The sequence below is a fragment of the Pseudomonas sp. NMI542_15 genome (assembly GCF_021283425.1).
In the GTDB taxonomy this organism is placed as follows: domain Bacteria; phylum Pseudomonadota; class Gammaproteobacteria; order Pseudomonadales; family Pseudomonadaceae; genus Aquipseudomonas; species Aquipseudomonas fortuita.
The window spans coordinates 138,763-160,208 of the sequence record NZ_JAJSRO010000001.1; the positions used below are offsets into that span (position 1 = coordinate 138,763).

A 21,446-nucleotide genomic window follows, 5' to 3' on the forward strand; every position below is an offset into this window, starting at 1 on the left:
AGCTTGCGCAATCACTGTGGGAGCGGGCTTGCCCCGCGAACACGGGCGAAGCCCGTGCCATGCACCGCGTGGCCTGCTTCGCGGGCATGCCCGCTCCCACGGGTAATGCGCAGGCTTCAGAACTGCGCCGGCTCCAGCCCATAAAGGCTGCTGCTGCCCGCCCTGATACTGGCTTCCAGCCCCAGACCACGCGGCAGCACGCGCTGGAAGAAGAACGCCGCACACGCAAGCTTGGCACCATGAAACGCGTCATCCTCGTCACGTTTGGCCAAGGCCACCGCCGCCATCCGCGCCCACATATAGGCATACGCCGTCAGCCCGAACAGTTGCAGGTATTCAACCGCTACCGCGCTGACCAGGTTGGCATCATCGCCTGCTCGCGCCTGCAGCCAGGCGCTGGTGGCCTCCAGTCGCGCCAGGCTCGCTTGCAAAGCCTCGCGGTGCAGCGGTGCATCAACACTGAACGCACGTACTTCGGCGGCAAAGCTGGCCAGCGCCTGGCCACCGTCGCCCAGCACCTTGCGCCCCAGCAGGTCGAGTGCCTGGATACCGTTGGTGCCTTCATAGATTTGCGCAATGCGCACATCACGCACCCGTTGCTCCTGCCCCCATTCGCGGATGTAGCCATGGCCACCGTATACCTGCTGGCCGAGCACGCAGCTTTCCAGGCCGTTGTCGGTGAAGAAGGCCTTGGCCACTGGCGTCAACAGCGCCACCAGGCGCTGGGCGTGCTCACGTTCACCGGCGTCTTCGGCGTAACGCGCCAGGTCCAGTTGCTGGCCGACGTAGGCGGCAAACGCCCGGCCACCTTCGGTGAGGGTGCGCATGGTCAGCAGCATGCGCCGTACATCGCCATGGTGGATGATCGGGTCGGCAGCCTTGTCCTGCGCTTTAGGGCCGGTGGCGGCACGGCTTTGCAGGCGTTCGTTGGCATAACGGGCGGCGCTCTGGTAAGACGCTTCGGCGCAACCGAGGCCCTGGATGCCGATGGACAGGCGCTCGTAGTTCATCATGGTGAACATCGCCGCCAGGCCTTTGTGCGGTTCGCCCACCAGGTAACCCTTGGCATCGTCGAAGTTCATCACGCAGGTGGATGAAGCCTTGATGCCCATCTTGTGCTCGATCGAACCGCAGTGTGCGGCGTTGCGCGCGCCCAGGCTGCCATCGGCCTCGATCAGGTATTTCGGTACAAGGAACAGCGAGATGCCTTTGGCGCCGGCGGGCGCATCCGGCAACTTGGCCAGTACCAGGTGGATGATGTTCTCGGTCAGGTCCTGCTCGCCACCGGTGATGAAAATCTTGTTGCCGCTGATGCGATAGCTGCCGTCGGCCAGGGGTTCGGCCCGGCTGCGGATCAGCCCCAGGTCGGTGCCCGCGTGGGGCTCGGTCAGGCACATGGTGCCGGCCCAGCGGCCTTCGTAAAGTGGCGGCAGGTAAATGGCCTTGAGCGTCTCGCTGGCGTGGGCATCGATGGCCAGGCAGCTACCAGCGCTCAACGCCGAATACAGGCTGAAGCTGCAGTCGGCGGCATAGAGCATTTCTTCGAACAGCACCCCTAGCATTTTCGGCATGCCCATGCCGCCAAATGCCGGGTTGCCGCCCAGGCCGACCCAGCCGCCTTCGCGGTAGGTTTGCCAGGCTTGGCGAAAACCGTCTGGCGTGGTGACCTGGCCGGCGGCGAAGCGCACACCTTGCTCGTCGCCGTTACGGCTGAGCGGGGCGATCAGCTGGCCAGTGACTTTGGCGGCTTCTTCCAGGATCGCATCGGCGGTGTCGGCATCGATGCGCTCGGCCAGGGCGGGCAGGCGGGCCCACAGGGCCGGGGCGTTGAACACGTCATGCAGGACGAAGCGCATGTCGCGCAGCGGGGCGGAGTAAGTAGTCATCAGGGGCTCTTGAAGTGAAGACGATATCTGTGAAAATTGCGCCGTACCCGTGCAGGAGCAGCCTTGTGCTGCGAAAGGGCCGGCATGGCTGAAGGTAGTCTTCGCCGGTGAGGGCCTCTTCGCAGCACAAGGCTGCTCCTGCAGGGAAACGTCGAGGCCGTTACGGCTTCAGAGGGCTTTGGCCCGGTCGCGCAGTACGTACTTCTGGATCTTGCCGGTGGAGGTCTTGGGCAACTCGCCAAACACCACGGTCTTCGGCACCTTGAAACCGGCCAGGTGCTCGCGGCACCAGCCGGTGATGTCGGCTTCGCGGGTGTCCTCCCGGCCTGGCTTCAGGGCAATGAACGCGCATGGGGTTTCTCCCCACTTTTCATCCGGGCGCGCCACCACGGCGGCTTCAAGCACCGCCGGGTGTTTGTACAGGGCGTCCTCGACTTCAATGGTGGAGATGTTCTCGCCACCGGAAATGATGATGTCCTTGAGGCGGTCCTTGATCTCGACATAGCCGTCGGCATGCCACACGGCCAGGTCACCGGTGTGGAACCAGCCGCCACGGAAGGCTTCGGCAGTGGCCTCGGGGTTTTTCAGGTAGCCCTTCATCACGGTGTTGCCGCGCATGAAGATCTCGCCCAGCGTGTTGCCATCGCGTGCCACTGGCTCAAGTGTTTGCGGGTCGGCCACCATCAGCCCGTCCAGGGTCGGGTAGCGCACGCCCTGGCGTGACTTGATCCGCGCACGTTCCTCCAGCGAAAGTTCGTCCCATTCGTCATGCCAGGCGCACACGGTGACTGGGCCGTACACTTCGGTCAGGCCGTAGGTATGGGTGACGTGGATGCCCATCTCTTCCACGGCGCCAATGACCTTGGCCGGTGGCGCGGCGCCGGCGACCATGGCTTGCACCGGGTGCTCGATGGCTGCCTTGGCCGCCTCAGGCATGTTGACCAGGGCGTTGAGCACAATCGGGGCGCCGCACAGGTGGGTGACCCGGTGTTCGCGGATCAGGTTCAGGATCTTTTGCGGGTCGACCCGGCGCAGGAACACGTGGGTGCCGGCCAGGGCGGTGATGGTCCAGGGGTAGCACCAGCCGTTGCAGTGGAACATGGGCAAGGTCCACAGGTACACCGGGCGGTGGCCCATGGCCCAGGTCATCTGGTTGCCCAGCGCGTTCAGGTAGGCGCCGCGGTGGTGGTAGACCACGCCCTTGGGGTTGCCGGTGGTGCCGGAGGTGTAGTTGAGCGAAATGGCCTGCCACTCGTCATCCGGCCATTCCCAGGCGAATTGCGGGTCGCCTTCGGCGAGCAGGGCTTCATAGTCCAGCGCGCTGACCGCACGGCCTTCGCCGTACTCCGGGTCATCCACATCCACCACCAGGGGCGGGTGTTCGAGCAACGCCAGGGCGGCTTCGATCACCGCATGGAACTCGCGGTCGGTAATCAGCACCTTGGCTTCACCATGCTGCAGCATGAAGGCGATGGCCTCGGCGTCCAGGCGCACGTTCAGGGTGTTGAGCACGGCGCCGGTCATGGGCACACCGAAGTGCGCTTCGAGCATCGCCGGGGTGTTGGGCAGCATCACCGCCACCGTGTCGCCACGGCCTATGCCACGGCCCGCAAGGGCGCTGGCCAGGCGCCTGCAGCGTTGGTAGGTTTCTTGCCAGTTGCGGCGGATGGCACCGTGGATCACCGCGGGGTAATTGCCGTACACGGCAGCGGTGCGTTCGATGAAACTGAGCGGGGTGAGGGCGACATGGTTGACGGCAGCGGGCATCAGGCCCTGGGCATAGATCGACATGCGGTAATCCTGTAAGGGAGGCAGGCGCTGCTTGTGCGCTTGGCCCCCCGATGGCTGATTGTTAGCTCTGTTCAGGGTGCAGGGAGGCGGACGGTGGGCCGCTCCTTCTGTCGCAGTTTTACGCGAGTCGCTATGGTAATAGGAATATCGACTATAGCAATATAGTAAAACTACTATAACAACGAACCGCCTACCATGGACCAGACTGCTTACCCCTTGCTTGCCAAGGACCCACAACCCAGCCTTTTGCTGGCAGCCGACGCCAAGCCACTGGCACTCAATGCGGCGCTGCAAGCGTGGGTTGACGAAGGCCCGGCGCTGGCCAGTTGGCTGCCGGCCAACTGTGCCGCCCTGGTGCGTGCGTGCTTGCGCCAGCATCGGGCGATTGCCGACGTCGAGGTGCAAGTGGGGGCGCGCACCGTGCTGTGGTCATTCATTCCGGATGACCAGGGCCAGCAGGTGCTCGGGCGCTGTCGCGACGCCAGCGAAGAGCGCCAAGGCGCACGGGAAGCCAGCCGCGCCCGGCGCTTGTACCGGCTGATCATTGAAAACACCACCGACCTGATCTCCCGGCACAGCCCGGATGGCCGTTTTCTGGATGCCTCGCCGGCAGCGTTTCGCCTGCTCGGCCTGTGGCCCGAGCAATTGCGTGGCATCGCCGTGCATACCCTGTTGCACCCGCGTGAGCGCCGCCAGGTGCTGCGCCAGGCGGCCGCTGCCCTGGACCAGGATGGCTATCACACCATGACCTGCCGGGTGCGCCAGGCCTCTGGCGGCTATCGCTGGTTTGAAATTGCCAGCCGGGCCATCCGCGAAACCTACACCGGCTCGGTGGTGGAGGTGGTCAGTGTGTCCCGCGACATCACCTTGCGCATTGAAGCCCAGGAAAGCCTGGCGCACAGTGCACGGTTGGCGACCCTCGGCGAGCTGGCTTCAGGCATTGCCCACGAGATCAATCAGCCACTGGCTGCGGTGGTCAACTATGCCAACGCCAGTCAACGTTACCTGCAAGGCCTGGAGCGTGATCCACAGGCCCGCGAGCGGGTAGGGCAGGGCCTGCAGCGCATCCGCGAGCAGGCCACCCATGCCGCCGAAGTGATTCGCCGCCTGCGCGCCTTCCTGCGCAAAGGACCACGGCGGCTGCAGGCGGTGGACGTGGCAGAAGTGGCTGGGGAAGCCATGCGGCTGTGTGCGTGGGAAGCCGCGCGTGACCAGGTGCTGGTGGAACTGCGCATGAGCGCGCAACTGCCCTCGGTGTATGCCGACCAGGTGTTGCTGGAGCAAGTGCTGCTCAACCTGTTGCGCAATGCCATCGATGCCAACCGCGAACTGCACGGCGAACAGCCGTCACGTATCCTGCTCGGCGCAGTGCGCGACGGCGACGGTGTGCTGGTCGAAGTGTCGGACCAGGGCGCAGGTGTGGCGCCCGAGCGCCTGGATGACATCTTCACGCCGTTCACTACCAGCAAGGCTGACGGTTTGGGCCTGGGTTTGAGCATGAGCCGCAGCCTGATCGAAGGCTTTGGCGGCAGCCTGTGGGCGCGGGCGGGTGACAATGGTGGTCTGGTACTGTGCTGTCGGCTGGCAGTCAGCAGGGGATAAGGGGAGGCGTGATGCAAGCGAAAGTGTATGTGGTCGATGACGACCAGGGAATGCGCGACTCGACCGTCTGGCTGTTGCAGTCGGTGGGCCTGCAAGCCCTGCCGTTCGCCAGTGGGCAAGCGTTTCTCGATGCCTGTGTCGACGATGGGCCCGCCTGTGTGCTGCTGGATGTGCGTATGCCGGGGCTGGGCGGGTTGGCGGTGCAGCAGGCGATGCGCGAGCGCGGCCTGGCGCTGCCGGTGATCTTCGTCAGCGGCCATGCCGATGTGCCGATTGTGGTGCGGGCATTCAAGGCCGGCGCCTGTGATTTCATCGAAAAGCCCTATAACGACCAGCTGCTGCTCGACAGCGTGCAAGCTGCGCTGGAGCACGCCGGGCGGGCGCGGCAGGGCGACCAGGCGCTGGCCATGGTGCAGGCGCGGATCGACGGCCTGACGCCACGTGAGCGTGACGTGTTCGTGCCGTTGGCCCAGGGCTTGAGCAACCGTGAAATTGCCGAGCGGCTGGGGGTTAGCGTGAAGACCGTGGACCTGTACCGCGGGCGGGTGATGAAGCGCTTGCAGGCGGCCAGCCTGGCGGAGCTGGTTGGCATGGCGGTTGCCTGCGGGGCCGTGGAGGCGCTGGGCCTGCGGGCGCGTTAAGCACTTGTGGGAGCGGCCTTGTGCCGCGATGGGGCGCGAAGCGGCCCCCAGTTTTGTGCCAGGGCAGAGATTTTTGGGGCCGCTTTGCGGCCCATCGCGGCACAAGGCCGCTCCTACAGGGGGCAGTGTGACAGCCCGAAAATATGAAATTTTACATAGCTGGCTAATCAAAGCTTTTACATTCACTGCCTAGGCAGTAATATTTCTACACAATTGTCAGAGCAGCCTCGATGGCCCATTTCTCCCCCGAAAATTTCCAGACCTGCGCCATCGGCATGCTGCTGGGCCGCGCGGCAATCCTGAAGGACCGCATTCTCGACTGGCACCTCGAGTCAGAGGGCGTCACTGCCGCGCAGTTCAAGGTGCTGATCATCGTCACCCAGTACCAGGTGGATACCCCGGCCGAGCTGTGCCGCTACCTGGGCCTGGACAGCGGTTCGATGACCCGCATGCTCGACCGGCTCGAGCAGAAGGAGCTGATTGTGCGCAACCGCTGCGCCGAGGACCGCCGGCTGGTGCGCCTGGCGCTCACCACTGATGGCCAGCGCCTGGCGGACCGCTTGCCAGAAATCGGCGCTGCCGCCATGAACGAATTGTGCGGCGCGCTGGCCCCAGAAGAGCTGAAGAACCTGGAAGGCTTGCTGGCCAAGGTCCTGCTCGCTGCTGGCGACCCGTTGACGATCCGCCGTTTCGGCGAACGTTGAACCCTGTAACGAATTCTCCAAGGTACTGTCATGGCCACTCCCGCAGACACCCCGACTTCCCCCGCAGCGCCCGAGCAGTCGCGCAAGCGCAAGGCCTGGCTGCTGGGCCTGCTGCTCTTGCTGATGCTTGCCGGTGCCGGCACCTGGGCTTGGTACAGCCTGGTCGGGCGCTGGCACGAAAGCACCGACGATGCCTACGTCAACGGCAACGTGGTGGAGATCACCCCGCTGGTCACCGGCACCGTCACCAGCATTGGTGCCGATGACGGCGACCTGGTTCATGCCGGCCAGGTATTGCTGCAATTCGACCCCGCCGACAGCGAGGTGGCCCTGCAGTCTGCCGAAGCCAAGTTGGCACGCAGCGTGCGCCAGGTGCGCGGGCTGTACAGCAATGTCGACTCGCTCAAGGCCCAGCTGGAAACCCGCCAGGCCGAACTGCGCAAAGCCCAGCAGGACTTCAACCGGCGCAAGGTGCTGGCCGACAGCGGTGCAATTGCTGCGGAAGAACTGTCCCATGCTCGCGATGACCTGAGTGTGGCCCTGGCCGCTGTAAACAGCGCACGTCAGCAGCTCAGCACCAGCAGCGCGCTGGTCGACGACACGGTGGTGTCCTCGCACCCGGAGGTCATGGCAGCCGCCGCCGATCTGCGCCAGGCCTACCTCGACCACGCCCGTACCACCTTGGTAGCACCTGTCACTGGCTACGTCGCCAAACGTACCGTGCAGCTGGGCCAGCGCCTGCAGCCTGGCACTGCGACCATGGCGGTAATCCCGCTGGACCAGGTGTGGATCGACGCCAATTTCAAGGAAACCCAGCTGCGTGAGATGCGTATTGGCCAGCCGGTGCAGATCACCGCCGACCTGTACGGCAGCGAGGTCAAGTACAGCGGCACGGTCGATAGCCTTGGCGCCGGTACCGGCAGTGCCTTCGCGCTGCTGCCGGCACAGAACGCCACTGGCAACTGGATCAAGATCGTCCAGCGCGTGCCCGTGCGTATTCACCTGAGCCCCGATCAGCTCAAGGACCACCCACTGCGTATTGGCCTGTCCACCGTGGTGGAAGTCGACTTGCATGACCAGAGCGGGCCGGCCCTGGCCCAGCAGCCCCCACAGCAGGCCAGCTACACCACCCAGGTGTATGACCGTCAGCTGGTCGAGGCTGACAACCTGATCGCCCGGTTGATCCACGAAAACAGCGCACCCGGCAAGACGGCCCAGCGATGAGCAACAACGCCGCTGCCCAGTTCACGCCGCCCAGCCTGCTGTTGACCACCATCGGGTTGTCGCTGGCGACGTTCATGCAGGTGCTCGACACCACCATTGCCAACGTGGCGCTGCCGACCATATCCGGCAACCTGGGGGTGAGTTACGAGCAGGGCACCTGGGTGATTACCTCGTTCGCGGTGAGCAACGCCATCGCCTTGCCATTGACGGGCTGGCTCAGCCGACGGTTTGGCGAGGTGAAACTGTTCATCTGGGCCACGCTGTTGTTCGTGCTGGCCTCGTTCCTGTGCGGTATCGCCCAGTCGATGCCGGAGCTGGTCGGTTTCCGGATATTGCAGGGCGTGGTCGCCGGGCCCCTGTACCCGATGACCCAGACCTTGCTGATTGCCGTCTACCCCCCTGCAAAACGGGGCATGGCCCTGGCACTGCTGGCGATGGTCACGGTGGTGGCGCCGATTGCCGGGCCGATCCTGGGGGGCTGGATCACCGACAGTTACAGCTGGCCGTGGATCTTCTTCATCAACGTGCCCATCGGCCTGTTCGCCGCCGCCGTGGTGCGCCAGCAGATGCGCACCAGGCCGGTGGTCACCAGCCGCCAGCCGATGGACTACATCGGCTTGCTGACGCTGATTATCGGTGTCGGGGCTTTGCAGGTGGTACTCGACAAAGGCAACGACCTGGACTGGTTCGAATCGTCGTTCATCATTATCGGCAGCTTGATTTCGGTGGTGTTCCTCGCAGTCTTCGTGATTTGGGAACTGACCGACCGCCACCCGGTAGTCAACCTGCGCCTGTTCGTGCACCGCAACTTCCGTGTCGGCACCATCGTGCTGGTCGGGGGCTATGCAGGGTTCTTCGGTATCAACCTGATCCTGCCGCAATGGTTGCAGACGCAAATGGGTTATACCGCGACGTGGGCGGGCCTGGCGGTGGCACCGATCGGCTTGCTGCCGGTGATCATGTCGCCGTTCGTGGGCAAATATGCGCACCGCTTCGACCTGCGTGTACTGGCAGGGCTGGCGTTCCTGGCGATCGGCACCAGTTGCTACATGCGTGCCGGGTTCACCAGCGAGGTGGACTTCCAGCATGTGGCCTTGGTGCAGCTGTTCATGGGCATTGGTGTGGCGTTGTTCTTCATGCCGACCTTGAGCATCCTGCTGTCCGACCTGCCGCCGCACCAGATTGCCGATGGTTCGGGGCTGGCGACCTTCCTGCGGACTTTGGGCGGGAGCTTTGCCGCGTCGTTGACGACCTGGATCTGGATTCGCCGGGCGGACCAGCATCACGCTTATCTCAGCGAAAACATCAGCCAGTTCGACCCGGCGACGCGGCATACGCTTGAGCAGTTGGGCGGGGCCAGCCCGCAGAGTTATGCGCAGCTGGAGCAGATACTGAATGGGCAGGCTTACATGATGTCGACGGTGGACTACTTCACCTTGATGACCTGGGTGTTTGCCGGGTTGATCCTGCTGGTGTGGTTCGCCAAACCACCCTTCACTGCCAAGGCCGGGCCGGCATCGGCGGGGCATTAAGGCGACGAGGTGAATGGCTCGGGATGTAGGGTGGGGCGGATATCGAGCGCCGCCACGCCCAATCTCTCAAGTCAGGCACTGGGTGGCCCCTCTATTCACATACTGCTCCGTTTCGCCTATTGTCGATCCTCCCTTCCCCAAGCGATTGGCAAAATCATGGAGAACGTCATCGTCATCACCGGCGGCAGCCGCGGTATCGGTGCCGCCACGGCGCTGTTGGCGGCCCGCCAGGGCTACCGCATCTGCATCAACTACCACGCCGACGACCAGGCCGCCGAAACCCTCCTCGGCCAGGTCCGCGCCCTGGGCGCCGAGGCTATCGCCGTGCGGGCCGACGTCAGCGTCGAGGATGAGATCATCCACCTGTTTCAGCGCGTCGACGAAGAGCTCGGCCCGGTCACCGCACTGGTCAACAACGCCGGCACCATCGGCCAGCAGAGCCGCGTCGAGGCCATGTCCGAGTTCCGCCTGCTGAAGATCATGAAAACCAACGTCGTCGGCCCCATGCTCTGCGCCAAGCACGCTTTGCTGCGCATGGCACACCGGCATGGCGGGCAGGGCGGGGCCATTGTCAACGTGTCATCGATGGCTGCGCGCCTGGGCTCGCCCAACGAATATGTCGACTATGCCGCCTCCAAGGGCGCGCTCGACACCTTCACCATCGGCCTGGCCAAAGAAGTGGCAGGCGAGGGCGTGCGGGTCAATGGCGTACGCCCAGGTTACATCCACACAGGGTTCCATGCCTTGTCCGGCGACCCCGACCGGGTCAGCAAGCTTGAGCCGGGTTTGCCCATGGGGCGCGGCGGACGCCCCGAGGAAGTGGCCGAAGCCATCCTCTGGCTGCTCTCGGACAAAGCCTCCTACTCCACCGGCAGTTTCATCGACCTGAGCGGCGGGCGCTGAACGCGCCCGTCAATCCTCCAGCAGCTCGCGTACCCGCTCGGCGAGTACTTCGAGCTCGAACGGCTTGGTCAGCACCAACGTACCGTGCAACAGCTGGCCGTCGCTGAGCGCGGCGCTCTCATCGTAGCCGGTGATGAACAGCACCTTGAGGTCTGGGTAGCGCTCACGGCAGCGTTCGGCCACCTGGCGGCCATTCAGGCCACCCGGCAGTCCGATATCGCTCAGCAGCAGGTCTGGCCGTTCGCCGCTTTGCAGGTGGGCGAGGGCGGTCGGACCATTCTCGAAGGCGTCCACCAGATAGCCCAGCTCTTCCAGCACTTCGCCGACCACCAAGCGCAAGGCGGTCTGGTCTTCAATCAACAGAATGCGCCGTGCAGCCGCGCTGCTTGCTTGCAAAGGCGGGTGCTGCAGTTTTTCGGCTGGCGCCTGGGGCTGCTCGGGGTGTCGGGGTAGCAGCAGCTCGATGCGGGTGCCCTCGCCAAGCACCGACAGCACGCGTAATTGCCCACCCGACTGACGCACGAAGCCGTAGGTCATGGACAGACCCAGGCCGCTGCCCTGGCCCATCGGCTTGGTGGTGAAGAACGGGTCGACTGCGCGCTCCGCCACTTCAGCCGACATGCCTTTACCGTTGTCGACGATGCTCAGCCGCACATACTCGCCGGCTGGCAGTTGCAAAGCCAGGGCCTGCTCGTCGTCAAGCAGCAGGTTGTCGCCTATGATGTCGATCACCCCACCTGCGGGCATGGCATCGCGAGCGTTGATGCAGATGTTGAGCAGGGCGCTTTCCAGTTGGGGCGGATCAATGAAGGTAGGCCACAGCGGGCTGGCGAAGCGGCTGCTCAGGGTAATGGCCGGGCCGATGGTGCGGCGCAGAAGCTCTTCCATACCGGCCACCAACGTGGTCACCTGCGTGGAGCAGGGTTGCAGGGTCTGCTGGCGAGAGAATGCCAGCAGCCGGTGCACCAGTGAAGACGCCCGCTGCGCCGAGCCGCTGGACAGCTTCAGCAAGGGCTCCAGGGCGTCGAAGCGTGACTGGTCCAGGCGTTGGCGCATCAGCTCCTGGGCGCCAAGGATGCTGCCCAGCAAATTGTTGAAGTCATGGGCGATGCCGCCACTGAGCTGGCCTACGGCTTCCATCTTCTGTGCCTGGCGCAGTGCTTCTTCGGCCTTGGCCAGGCGTTCCTGCTCTTGTACCCGGTCACTGATGTCATAAGCGAACAGAAACGCGCCTAGAATCTCGCCTTTTTGGTCGTGCAACGCGTTGAAGCGCAATTCGTAGTGGCGCAGCATGGGGGGCTTGCCGAAGATGCCGATCTCGATGAACTGCTCGCCTGCCAGGGCGCGCTGCCACATTGGCAGGATAGGCGTCTGGCCAGCGCTTCCATCTTCGAACAACCCGGGCAGGTAGTCGCCGATTTCCGGTGTTCTCCCGTACAGCAGGTGGAAGTCATGCCTGGCCTGGCGGTTGACAGCCAGCCAGCGCAGATTCTTGTCCACCACATGCACATTGACCACGCTGTGATCGACCAATTCGGCAAACAAGCGTCGTTCGGCCAGTGCGGCATTCACCCGCTGTTCCAGCTGTTCGTTAAGGCGCTGCAGGGCCTGCTCTGCACGCCGGCGTTCGGTGACATCCTTGAACAACACCGCTACCTGGCGTTTCTCAGCAGGCTCTATGCGGAAAGTAGTCACTGACAGCACATGGCCGGTGGCGACCAGTTCCTGCTCGAAGTGCAGCGGTTCGCCCGTGCGAAGTACAGCGCCATAGCGGGCCACCCAGTCATCGGCCTCATCGGGCACCATCTCGCGCAGTTTCTGCCCGACCACGTCGGGGATGCCGGCGTGCTTGGCGTAGGCCGCGTTGGCCATGACGTGTATATAGTCACTCAGAGGCCCATGCGGGCCATCGAAGAATTCGATGATGCAGAACCCCTCGTCCATCGTGTCGAACAGAAAGCGGTAGACGCTGTGGTCTTGATCCTGCTGTTGCCGAAGCTGTGCTTCCAGCTGCGCGTTATGCTGACGCAAGGCCTCGATTTCCCGGCGCAGGCCGGACAGGTCGCGGTGGTGCATGGCGACATTCCAGAAAAGTATCAGACAGACTGTACTGTGGCTGGCCCTTGAACGTACAGCTGTTCATCGCGGCGGATGCAGGTTTGCCAGCAGGTTTTCGATTTGCTCGCTGAGCAGCGCCAGGCTGAATGGCTTGCACAGCACGCTAGAGTGCTTTGATGGTTTGACATCTGCCTGGTCTTCGCTGTAGCCGGTGATGTAGAGCACTGGCACCTCCTCGGGAAGCGCTGCGGCCAATTGCCGGCCGTCGATGTCGCCTGGCAGCTCGATATCGGTCACCAGCAGGTCAGGCCGCAAGCCCTCTTGGCAGGCAGCCAGTGCGCTGCGTCCATCGACGAACGTGCGCACATCGTGCCCGAGTTCTTGCAGCACTTCTTCGATCACCAGGCGCAGGTTTACCTGGTCCTCCATGAGCATGATCAGGCGAGGTGTGCATTCCGTTTTGGCAGGCGTGGGTTGATGGCGCTCAGGCGGAGTTACTATTACCGCGCTTTTCCTGGGGAGATAAAGGTCAATACGCGTGCCATGCCCAGGCGCACTATTGATCTGCAACTGCCCGCCGGACTGGCGGATGAAGCCGTAGACGATCGACAACCCAAGGCCTGAGCCCTGACCCAATGGTTTGGTAGTGAAGAATGGCTCCAGCGCGCGTTGAGCCGTGTCGGCGGTCATGCCAATGCCATTATCGCTGATACGAATCTGCAAGTAGTCACCCGCAGGGAGGTCCAGTACCCGGGCCTGTGCCTGATTCAATGGGGTGTTCGCGCAACAGATAGCTAATTCGCCACCCAGCGGCATGGCATCGCGGGCGTTGATGCACAGGTTGAGCAAAGCACTTTCCAGTTGCGGCGGGTCGATCGCTATCAGCCATTGGTTGGCCAGTGTCTGGTCAACGAAGTGGATGTCTTCATGCAGCGAGCGCTTGATCAGATCGTGCATACCGGCCACCAGTTGATGCACATCTGTAGTTTGCGGAATCAGGATTTGCTGGCGTGCGAATGCCAGCAGGCGTTGAACCATAGAGGCAGCACGCTTGGAGTCCTGTCGGGCGATGGCAAGTAGCCGTGTAGCTTCCGGGTAGCGCTGTTGTGCCTGGCGTTCGGTGGCCACTTCCAGGGCGGCGAGGATGCTACCCAGCAGATTGTTGAAATCATGCGCTATCCCCCCGGTCAGCTGGCCGATGGCTTCCATCTTCTGGGATTGGCGCAAAGCGTTTTCGATCTCTCGCAGCCGCTCGTGCTCTGCGACGCGTTCTGTGATGTCGTATGCAAACAGGTAACCCCCCTGGATTTGCTGCTGAGCATCACGCAAGGGGTTGTAGCGGATTTCGTAGTGGCGCAATGCTTGTGAGTTCCCAAGGGCGATTGTCTGGACGAATGCCTCGCCCGCCAGTACGCGTGGCCATAAGGGGTCAAGCTGACGCTTGATGTCCTGCTGGCCTGACAGGAATTGCGGAATGTAGTCGCCGACCTTGGGTACGAAACCGCGCAGGCGCTTGAACGTTTCCTGTGCGGTGCGGTTGATCGCCAGCAGCCTGAAGCTGCGGTCCGCAGCAAACACATTGGCCAGGCTGTGGTCGACCAGCTCGCCAAGCAGCTTGCTGTTGGCTTGCTCCTTGTCGACCCTGTTCGACAGTTCCTGGTTAAGTGCTTGCAGGTTATCGAGGGTTACCTGTTCGGCCGGCACCCCGGTAAAGACTACCGCTACTCGTTTCTGGCTGGCGGGCTCCAGGGGATACACCGACAGCTTTAGCCAGCGGTCGGTCACCGCCAGCCGCGCTTCGAACTGCAGGGGCTGCCCTGAGCGCGCCACTTCGGCAAACCGCGGAAGCCAGGTTCCAATTTCGTCCGGGATCGTTTCACGTGCCGTCTGGCCCAACTGCTTGGGGTGGGCGGTGTGCTGCATAGAGGCGTCGTTGGCAAGGATGTAACGGTAGTCGTACAGCTCTCCGTCACTGTTCTCGAGCATTTCGAGCACGCAGAAACCTTGATGCATGTGGCCAGTCATGACCTCATAACAGGCCGCCTTGAGGCGCAGCTCGGCATTCTGCGTCTCCAGTTCGAGTAGTTTTTGTTGTAGTTGCTCTATGCAAGCTGGGGTGTTGTCTTGGGGCATGCTGGCTATCCTGCCTGCGAGTCCGACAACTATAGCTGGCCTTCGACAGCTTTCCTTCAGAACGAGCGAATGATCCGCCCGAGCGTTTCCATGGCCCGTTCGGCACCGTCATGCCAGGGGCTGCCATAGTTAAGACGGATGCAGTTGCCGAAGCGGCGGGTGGGCGAAAAGATCGGCCCCGGGGCGATGCTGATACCTTGTGCCAGGGCCATGTGGAACAGCTTGAGGGCGTCCATCTGCTCGGGCAGTTCCAGCCACAGGAAGTAGCCTCCTGAGGGCTGGCTGACCCGCGTCTGCGCCGGGAAGTGGCGGGAGATGGCCGCCAGCATGTTGGCCTGCTGGCCTTCCAGGGCGTAGCGCAGTTTGCGCAGGTGGCGGTCGTAGCCGCCGTGCTGCAGGTAGTCGGCTATCGCTGCCTGGGCCGGCATCGAGGCGCACAGCGAGGTCATCAGTTTCAGCCGTTCGATCTTCTGCGCGAAGCGACCGGCCGCCACCCAGCCGATGCGGTAACCGGGGGCCAGGCTTTTGGCGAACGAGCCGCAATGCATCACCAGGCCCTGGGTGTCGAAGGCCTTGGCCGGCTTGGGCGCCTGCTGCGAGTAGTACAGCTCGGCGTAGACGTCGTCTTCGATCAACGGCACCTGGTGCCGCGCCAGCAGTTCCACCAGCGCCTGCTTCTTTGCCTCCGGCATGCTCGCGCCTACCGGGTTCTGGAAGTTGGTCATGCACCAGACGGCTTTTACCGGGTGCTTTTCCAGCGTCTGCGCCAGTGCCCCCAGGTCCATGCCTTCGCGCGGGTGCACGGGGATTTCCACAGCCTTGAGTTTGAGCCGCTCCAGCACTTGCAGGCAGGCATAGAAGGCGGGGGCCTCGATGGCCACTAGGTCGCCCGGCTGGGTAACGGCCTGCAGGCACAGGTTCAAGGCTTCCAGTGCACCGTTGGTGATCAGCAGCTCTTCCATTGGCAGCATCAGCCCACCGACCATGTAGCGCAGGGCAATTTGCCGGCGCAGCTGCGGGTTGCCGGGCGACAGGTCGGTCACCACCATGCGCGGGTCCATGCTGCGGCTGGCGCTGGCCAGTGAGCGCGACAGGCGCTGCAGCGGGAACAGTTCGGGGCTGGGGAAGGCTGAGCCGAACGGTATGGTGTTGGGGTCCTTGATCGAGTCGAGTATCGAGAACACCAGTGCGCTGACGTCAACGTCAGTGGACTCGCTGACCGGCTGCAGCGCTTGCGGCTCGCTGAACTGGCGCGGTGCGTGGGCGTTGACGAAATAGCCTGAGCGCGGCCGGGCACGGATCAGCCCGCGCCGCTCCAGCAGGTAATAAGCCTGGAACACCGTGGACGGGCTGACCCCGTGGGTCTGGCTGGCGTAGCGTACCGAAGGCACGCGTTGGCCCGGGCCCAGTACCCCGGAGCGGATCAGTTCGGCAATGTCGTCGGCAAAGCGTTCGTAGCGTTTCATTCTGGCCTTCTGTCGAAGCCTGGCAGGCAAGGTGGCGTCATTGTAAGGGATCAGCGGTTCATCGGTGCGACGAAGCGGCTTTGCGCCACACTGCGGATGGCGGGGTCGTCGCGCTCGCTGATTTCGAAGCTCAATGTTTGCGAGCTGCTGGCCGGGCGCTCGGCCAGCATCGCCACGGATACCGGCAGCTCGCTCATTTCGCCAGCCGGGATCACCAATGTGGTATTGCCCTGCAAGGTGAAACCGTCAGCGTCCAGCAGGCGCAGCGCATAGTGCTGGGTGCGCTCGGTCTTGTTGATGACCTTGAGCAGGTAGATGTTCTCGATCTGGCCCTGGGCATTTTCACGGAACAGGCCACGGTCCTTGATGACGTCCAGCGAAACCATCGGGCGCATCTGCAAGGCCACCACCAGCGCTGCGATCATCACCGCGAGCGCTGCGACGTAGCCCAGCAGGCGCGGGCGCAGCCAGTGGGTGGTGCCGCCCTGCAGACTGTGTTCGGACTTGTAACCGATCAAGCCGCGGGCGTAACCCATCTTGTCCATCACACCGTCGCAGGCGTCTATGCACGCTGCGCATCCGATGCAGGCCATTTGCAAGCCATCGCGAATATCGATGCCGGTGGGGCACACTTGCACGCACAGCGTGCAGTCGACGCAGTCACCCAGGCCTTGGGCGCCTACGTCACTGCCTTTCTTGCGCGGCCCACGGGCTTCACCACGGCGCGGGTCGTAGGCGACCGCCAGGGTGTCCTTGTCGAACATCACGGCCTGGAAGCGCGCATATGGGCACATGTGCAGGCACACCGCTTCGCGCAGCAGGCCTGCGTTGATGTAGGTCGCTGCGGTAAAGAACAGCACCCAGAACAGTGCCACGCCGCCCAGTTGCAAAGTGAACAGTTCTGCGGCCAATGGGCGGATTGGCGTGAAGTAGCCGACGAAGGTCAGCCCGGTGGCTACACCGATAGCCAGCCACAGGCTGTGCTTCAGCGTGCGGCGCGCCAGTTTGTTCAGGCTCCAGGGCGCGGCGGCAAGCTTTATGCGCTGGTTGCGGTCGCCCTCAGTAACCTTTTCGCACCACATGAACAGCCAGGTCCAGGTGCTCTGCGGGCAGCTGTAGCCGCACCACACGCGGCCGGCATACACCGTGATGGCGAACAGGCCGAAGGCGCAGATAATCAGCAGCGCTGACAACAGGATGAAGTCCTGTGGCCAGAATGTGGCGCCAAAAATGTGGAATTTGCTCTCGGCCAAATCCCACAGGACGGCTTGGCGGCCATTCCAGTTCAGCCAGGCCGTCCCGAAAAACAGCACGAACAGTGCGCCGGCAAAGCCGATGCGCAGGGTGCGGTAAAGCCCGGTGAAGCTGCGGGTGTGGATACCCTTGTCGGCGCTTCGCTGTCGTGAGCTGGCTGGGGCGTCGGCGATCTCTGCAAAAGGGATTCTATTGTTCATGGCTCGGTGCTCATCAGGCCTCGATCAGGCATGAACACTATGGCCCTGAGGCTGTTATCAGCACAGGCTCAGATTTTGCGATAAAAACCGTATCAGATTATCCGGTAGGCCCCGCCAGGCCCTAGATCACAGAGCCTGGCACACTGGTCTTCAGATGCCTGCGGCTATCCACCGCACCTGCCACAGTCAGTGCATCGGCTTCGGATTCGGTAATGGGCACGCGTTGGCCTGCGAGCAGGGCCACTGACATGCGCAGATTTTCGTCGGTGAAGATTTCGACATCAGGGCCATCACCCTCGATACGCACGTTTTCGCCGATCAGCGTGCAGCGGCGACTGGTTTCATCGATTTCAACGGGCATGGTGCAGTCCTCCTCGGGTTGTACAGGGTGGACCGCAATGAGGTGCTGGTTGCTGCATCAACAGGCTGAGCGGCACTTTGCCCTGTGGGCTGAGGTCAACCCTTGCATACGGCAGGCCGGCCTTTTCGCGGGCACGCCCGCGAAAAGGCCGGACCTGGCCATACAATGGTCAGCATGGGGACAACTGTGATGGACGTCATCTGGCAAGCAATCCAGGCCGAGTTCGCCGATGTCACCGATGAGCGCGAAGTGACGCGAATCCTCGTGCGGCTGCTTATGGCGGCAGTGCTTGGCGCTGTGCTGGGATTTGAACGTGAACACAAAGGCAAGTCTGCCGGCGTGCGCACCCACATGCTGGTTTCGCTGGGTGCGGCCCTGTTCGTGCTGGCGCCCAGTATGGCCGGGGCTGATGAGCAGGCGCTGAGCAGGGTGATCCAGGGTATCGTCGCCGGTATCGGTTTTCTGGGTGCGGGTACCATTCTCAAAGGAAACGGCCAGGACACCAGCCATGTGAAAGGCCTGACTACTGCCGCAGGGCTATGGATGACTGCAGCCATTGGTACCGCTGCCGGCATGGGGCGCGAAGCCACGGCGTTGATCAGCACGGTACTGGCCCTGCTGGTATTGGGCACGATGCCCATGCTGGTAGAAAAGGTAGAAGGACAGGGGGAGGAAAAGCAAAAGGAGGAGGAGTAGGGTGGGAAGCACTAAGGGGAGCCGAAGCTCCCCCCAAAGCGTTGCTGCTTGCTCTTTTTATTATTGAGGCTGGCTTTTTGTTGTTTTTGTAAGCCTGCCTTGGTGTTGCGTGCGACCCCCATGCGGGGTCAAGAGCAAACGTATTTTTTTGAGCGCTGACCTGCTTTCATCATGGCTGATCCGAACCTGGCTGTAGCTACCTTGAGGTAGTTTTATTGTTCTGTGCCAGACCGCGGGGCGTACCCCTGAAAAGCGTGTCGACTCCAAAAAGATCTGCTTGCTACGCCTCTGCCGTGTTGTTCTTGTTATGTCAGAGCCGTTACCTGTTGTTTTTATTGGGTGTCACATTTTTTTTGTTCTTGTACGAAAGATATAGCAGGGTGCGTGCCAACTTTTTTAAATCCTTTAAAATCAAGCGGTTGGCTATTTTTGGCAAAATCAGTCTGCCTGAAATTTTGTCGATTTGTTTCCCTGTTACCCGATTTTTTGCTGTGAAACGTGGGGGCGGTAACACTTCACCCACACGTATGTGACACCCGTGTGACTCAATGCGCGCTGCGCGCCCGCGCTACCCGCGACCCATTGCCACGGCCAAGCACACTGCTGATGCGCTGACCGGCGGCGATCAACCGGTCCAGGTCGATACCGGTGGCAATGCCCAACCCCTGGAGCAGGTACACCACATCTTCCGTGGCGATGTTGCCGGTAGCGCCTTTGGCGTACGGGCACCCACCCAGCCCGGCCACCGAGCTGTCGAACACGCTGATACCTTCGAGCAGGCTGGCATAGACGTTGGCCAACGCCTGGCCATAGGTATCATGAAAGTGCCCGGCAAGTTGCTCGCGCGGCACCTGGGCGGATACCACCTCGAACAGGCGGCGGGTATCGCCGGCGGTACCGGTGCCAATGGTGTCGCCCAGCGAGACCTCGTAACAGCCCATGTCATGCAGGGCGCGGGCTACCGGGGCCACCTGTTCGGCGCTGACCTTGCCCTCATAGGGGCAACCGAGTACGCACGACACATAGCCGCGCACGCGCACACCGTGGTTGTGCGCGGCCTCCATGATCGGTTCGAAGCGCTTGAGGCTGTCGCCGATCGAGCAATTGATGTTGCGCTGCGAGAACGCCTCGGAGGCGGCTGCGAACACCGCCACTTCCTTCACCCCGGCCGCCAGGGCGTCCTCGAAGCCGCGCAGGTTTGGCGCCAGTGCCGCATAGGTAACGCCGGGGCGTTGCTCAATACCGGCGAACACCTCGGCAGAGCCGGCCATCTGTGGCACCCACCTGGGCGAGACGAAACTGCCCACCTCGATATAGGCCAGGCCCGCCTCGGTGAGGTCGTCCACCAGGCGCACCTTGTCGGCAACGCTGATGGGCTGGGCTTCGTTCTGCAAACCGTCGCGGGGGCCTACTTCGACCAGACGGACTTCTTTGGGCAAGGGCATGGCGGGTTTCCTGTGGTGTTCAGCGGTTGTCTTTGTTGTTCAGGGTGGCGGCCAGGGCTTGCTCACAGCGCTCCTGGGCGGTGTCCAGCTCCAGTTGCATCTGGTGAATGTCGAGCATCTGCTGTTCCAGCTGTGCGCGCCGTTCGGCGATTTTCGCCAGCATGCTGTTGAGCTGCTTGAGGTTGCCGCTGGTGGGGTCGTACAGTTCGATCAGCTCGCGGCACTCGGCCAGCGAAAAGCCGATGCGCTTGCCGCGCAGGATGAGCTTCAGGCTGACCTTGTCGCGGGCCGTGTAGATACGTTCCAGGCCTCGGCGCTCGGGGCTCAGCAGGCCCTGCTCCTCGTAGAAGCGGATGGCGCGGGTGGTGATGTCCAGCTCGCGGGACAGGTCGGAGATGCTGTAGGTCTGGGTGCTCATGCTGGGGCTCGGCGTGGGGTATGCGTTTATCCTGACTGCAGGTTTACGTATACGTCAAGCAAGGGCTGAAAATGTGTGTGGCCTGCACCGGCCGCTTCGCGGGCTTGCCCGCTCCCACAGGGATTGCGTCAGGCTCGCAAGCGGCGCACTTCTGTGGGAGCGGGCAAGCCCGCGAAGAGGCCGCTGCAGGTAACCCCATTTCATTCCGGCTGCACCGACCGACGATATCCATTGGGCGTCTGCCCACTCAAGCGCTTGAACCAGCGGGCAAAGTATGTCGGGTCGGTGAACCCCAGGCTGTCCGACAGCTGCCCGATACTCATCCGCGTGTAAATCAGGTTGCGACGCGCCTCCAGCAACAAACGCTGGTGCAGCACCTGCAGCGCAGTCTGCCCACTCAGCGCCCGGCACAACTGGTTCAGTTGCAGGCTCGGAATATTCAGTCGCGCGGCGAAGTCCTCCATCGACAGGTGCTCGCGGTAATGCGCCTCCACCAGTCGCAAGTACTGCCCCAGCAACTGGCGGTCACGCTCATCCCGATTGCGGGGCGCCTGCCCAGGTTGCGGGCGGCGGCTGATCCACACCATCAACGTGGTTACCAGCGCCTCCAGCAAGGCTGCCCGTGCCGGGGCATTGCCCTGGTACTCCTGCTGCAAGGTGCCGATCAGGCTGCGCAGGTGCACGCGGTCCTGGCCGAGCGGGTAACACCCAGGTTTTGCCAGCACCGTCAGCGGCATGCCCAGGCGTTGTTCCAGGTTTGCCACCAGTGCGGTGCCAAAGGTCAGCACATACCCCTGGATATCGGCACTGAAGCGAAAGCCATGCACGGTCATTGGCGGCACCACCTGGATCGCTGGCTCACCGATGGCGCTGCGCACGCCTTCGATCTCCACCAGGGCCTGACCGCGCTGTACGTACAGCAGCTGGAACAGCTCGGCATGCTGGTGCGGCTTGATCTCCCAGTGGTGCAGGCGGCTACGCGCCGGGATCGACTCGCAGTGCAGCAAGTCGGTGCCGGGCCAGGCCTGGTTTTCGCCATAGAGCTTGAACAAGGGGACGCCGGGGAGGATGGATTTCATGCAGGCTGGCCTGTCCGTTAATCGAACGATTTTTGTAAAAGTGCAGGTTATTC

The 21,446-nt window shown here is 62.9% G+C and carries 17 protein-coding genes; 7 read left to right on the top strand and 10 right to left on the bottom strand.

All coding sequences use genetic code 11. The features are described from left to right. Nucleotides 1-116: 116 nt before the first annotated feature. Entirely contained in the window at nucleotides 117-1,886 is a 1,770-nt protein-coding gene (locus LU684_RS00585) for an acyl-CoA dehydrogenase C-terminal domain-containing protein (protein WP_232894007.1), read from the bottom strand. 168 nt (nucleotides 1,887-2,054) lie between these two features. Further along, complete coding sequence (locus LU684_RS00590) at nucleotides 2,055-3,677, bottom strand: acyl-CoA synthetase (RefSeq protein ID WP_016487418.1); 1,623 nt, start codon at nucleotides 3,675-3,677, stop codon at nucleotides 2,055-2,057. A 195-nt stretch (nucleotides 3,678-3,872) separates the two neighbouring features. On the opposite strand from LU684_RS00590, the gene LU684_RS00595 reads away from it, so the two are divergent. From LU684_RS00595 to LU684_RS00620, 6 genes are all read left to right on the top strand, one after another. Next, nucleotides 3,873-5,279, top strand: a complete 1,407-nt coding sequence (locus tag LU684_RS00595; RefSeq protein WP_060518241.1) for a sensor histidine kinase — start codon at nucleotides 3,873-3,875, stop codon at nucleotides 5,277-5,279. Between the two features lie 11 nt (nucleotides 5,280-5,290). Beyond that, a complete protein-coding gene (locus tag LU684_RS00600) occupies nucleotides 5,291-5,920 on the top strand; it encodes a response regulator transcription factor (protein ID WP_016487416.1) in 630 nt (209 codons plus the stop codon). A 230-nt stretch (nucleotides 5,921-6,150) separates the two neighbouring features. Further along, the gene (locus LU684_RS00605; protein ID WP_016487415.1) at nucleotides 6,151-6,624 is read left to right on the top strand and encodes a MarR family winged helix-turn-helix transcriptional regulator; all 474 of its coding nucleotides are present in this window, start codon (nucleotides 6,151-6,153) and stop codon (nucleotides 6,622-6,624) included. A gap of 30 nt (nucleotides 6,625-6,654) precedes the next feature. Continuing rightward, the gene (locus LU684_RS00610; RefSeq protein ID WP_016487414.1) at nucleotides 6,655-7,848 is read left to right on the top strand and encodes an HlyD family secretion protein; all 1,194 of its coding nucleotides are present in this window, start codon (nucleotides 6,655-6,657) and stop codon (nucleotides 7,846-7,848) included. Beyond that, the gene (locus LU684_RS00615; protein WP_016487413.1) at nucleotides 7,845-9,380 is read left to right on the top strand and encodes a DHA2 family efflux MFS transporter permease subunit; all 1,536 of its coding nucleotides are present in this window, start codon (nucleotides 7,845-7,847) and stop codon (nucleotides 9,378-9,380) included. The genes LU684_RS00610 and LU684_RS00615 overlap by 4 nt, the downstream gene beginning before the upstream one ends. 156 nt (nucleotides 9,381-9,536) lie before the next feature. Then, a complete protein-coding gene (locus tag LU684_RS00620; RefSeq protein ID WP_016487412.1) occupies nucleotides 9,537-10,283 on the top strand; it encodes an SDR family oxidoreductase in 747 nt (248 codons plus the stop codon). Nucleotides 10,284-10,292: 9 nt separating this feature from the next. On the opposite strand, the gene LU684_RS00625 is transcribed toward LU684_RS00620, so the two are convergent. The 5 genes from LU684_RS00625 to LU684_RS00645 all read right to left on the bottom strand — a co-directional run bounded on the left by LU684_RS00625 (nucleotide 10,293) and on the right by LU684_RS00645 (nucleotide 17,755). Beyond that, the gene (locus LU684_RS00625) at nucleotides 10,293-12,359 is read right to left on the bottom strand and encodes a hybrid sensor histidine kinase/response regulator (RefSeq protein WP_232894008.1); all 2,067 of its coding nucleotides are present in this window, start codon (nucleotides 12,357-12,359) and stop codon (nucleotides 10,293-10,295) included. Nucleotides 12,360-12,422: 63 nt separating this feature from the next. Further along, nucleotides 12,423-14,474, bottom strand: coding sequence for a PAS domain-containing protein (locus LU684_RS00630; protein WP_332880183.1), 2,052 nt, complete (start codon nucleotides 14,472-14,474; stop codon nucleotides 12,423-12,425). A gap of 56 nt (nucleotides 14,475-14,530) precedes the next feature. After that, entirely contained in the window at nucleotides 14,531-15,940 is a 1,410-nt protein-coding gene (mapR, locus tag LU684_RS00635; protein ID WP_016487409.1) for a GntR family transcriptional regulator MpaR, read from the bottom strand. A 50-nt stretch (nucleotides 15,941-15,990) separates the two neighbouring features. Next, nucleotides 15,991-17,394 carry a cytochrome c oxidase accessory protein CcoG gene (gene ccoG, locus LU684_RS00640; protein ID WP_232894009.1) on the bottom strand — a complete coding sequence of 468 codons (1,404 nt, stop codon included), beginning with the start codon at nucleotides 17,392-17,394 and terminating at the stop codon, nucleotides 15,991-15,993. A 121-nt stretch (nucleotides 17,395-17,515) separates the two neighbouring features. After that, a complete protein-coding gene (locus LU684_RS00645) occupies nucleotides 17,516-17,755 on the bottom strand; it encodes a DUF3203 family protein (RefSeq protein ID WP_023046994.1) in 240 nt (79 codons plus the stop codon). A gap of 189 nt (nucleotides 17,756-17,944) precedes the next feature. On the opposite strand from LU684_RS00645, the gene LU684_RS00650 reads away from it, so the two are divergent. Continuing rightward, complete coding sequence (locus LU684_RS00650; protein ID WP_016487406.1) at nucleotides 17,945-18,451, top strand: MgtC/SapB family protein; 507 nt, start codon at nucleotides 17,945-17,947, stop codon at nucleotides 18,449-18,451. Between the two features lie 545 nt (nucleotides 18,452-18,996). Here LU684_RS00650 and LU684_RS00655 read toward each other — a convergent pair. The 3 genes from LU684_RS00655 to LU684_RS00665 all read right to left on the bottom strand — a co-directional run bounded on the left by LU684_RS00655 (nucleotide 18,997) and on the right by LU684_RS00665 (nucleotide 21,393). After that, entirely contained in the window at nucleotides 18,997-19,896 is a 900-nt protein-coding gene (locus LU684_RS00655) for a hydroxymethylglutaryl-CoA lyase (protein ID WP_232894010.1), read from the bottom strand. A gap of 19 nt (nucleotides 19,897-19,915) precedes the next feature. Then, nucleotides 19,916-20,314, bottom strand: coding sequence for a MerR family transcriptional regulator (locus LU684_RS00660; protein WP_016487404.1), 399 nt, complete (start codon nucleotides 20,312-20,314; stop codon nucleotides 19,916-19,918). Nucleotides 20,315-20,514: 200 nt separating this feature from the next. Further along, a complete protein-coding gene (locus LU684_RS00665; RefSeq protein ID WP_145914095.1) occupies nucleotides 20,515-21,393 on the bottom strand; it encodes a helix-turn-helix domain-containing protein in 879 nt (292 codons plus the stop codon). Nucleotides 21,394-21,446: the final 53 nt, after the last annotated feature.

Excerpts from the sequence above, each read along its gene's own strand:
- LU684_RS00585 (WP_232894007.1), bottom strand. The coding sequence starts at position 1,886 with ATGACTACTTACTCCGCCCCGCTGCGCGACATGCGCTTCGTCCTGCAT.
- LU684_RS00590 (WP_016487418.1), bottom strand. The coding sequence starts at position 3,677 with ATGTCGATCTATGCCCAGGGCCTGATGCCCGCTGCCGTCAACCATGTC.
- LU684_RS00595 (WP_060518241.1), top strand. The coding sequence starts at position 3,873 with ATGGACCAGACTGCTTACCCCTTGCTTGCCAAGGACCCACAACCCAGC.
- LU684_RS00600 (WP_016487416.1), top strand. The coding sequence starts at position 5,291 with ATGCAAGCGAAAGTGTATGTGGTCGATGACGACCAGGGAATGCGCGAC.
- LU684_RS00605 (WP_016487415.1), top strand. The coding sequence starts at position 6,151 with ATGGCCCATTTCTCCCCCGAAAATTTCCAGACCTGCGCCATCGGCATG.
- LU684_RS00610 (WP_016487414.1), top strand. The coding sequence starts at position 6,655 with ATGGCCACTCCCGCAGACACCCCGACTTCCCCCGCAGCGCCCGAGCAG.
- LU684_RS00615 (WP_016487413.1), top strand. The coding sequence starts at position 7,845 with ATGAGCAACAACGCCGCTGCCCAGTTCACGCCGCCCAGCCTGCTGTTG.
- LU684_RS00620 (WP_016487412.1), top strand. The coding sequence starts at position 9,537 with ATGGAGAACGTCATCGTCATCACCGGCGGCAGCCGCGGTATCGGTGCC.
- LU684_RS00625 (WP_232894008.1), bottom strand. The coding sequence starts at position 12,359 with ATGCACCACCGCGACCTGTCCGGCCTGCGCCGGGAAATCGAGGCCTTG.
- LU684_RS00630 (WP_332880183.1), bottom strand. The coding sequence starts at position 14,474 with ATGCCCCAAGACAACACCCCAGCTTGCATAGAGCAACTACAACAAAAA.
- mapR (WP_016487409.1), bottom strand. The coding sequence starts at position 15,940 with ATGAAACGCTACGAACGCTTTGCCGACGACATTGCCGAACTGATCCGC.
- ccoG (WP_232894009.1), bottom strand. The coding sequence starts at position 17,394 with ATGAACAATAGAATCCCTTTTGCAGAGATCGCCGACGCCCCAGCCAGC.
- LU684_RS00645 (WP_023046994.1), bottom strand. The coding sequence starts at position 17,755 with ATGCCCGTTGAAATCGATGAAACCAGTCGCCGCTGCACGCTGATCGGC.
- LU684_RS00650 (WP_016487406.1), top strand. The coding sequence starts at position 17,945 with ATGGACGTCATCTGGCAAGCAATCCAGGCCGAGTTCGCCGATGTCACC.
- LU684_RS00655 (WP_232894010.1), bottom strand. The coding sequence starts at position 19,896 with ATGCCCTTGCCCAAAGAAGTCCGTCTGGTCGAAGTAGGCCCCCGCGAC.
- LU684_RS00660 (WP_016487404.1), bottom strand. The coding sequence starts at position 20,314 with ATGAGCACCCAGACCTACAGCATCTCCGACCTGTCCCGCGAGCTGGAC.
- LU684_RS00665 (WP_145914095.1), bottom strand. The coding sequence starts at position 21,393 with ATGAAATCCATCCTCCCCGGCGTCCCCTTGTTCAAGCTCTATGGCGAA.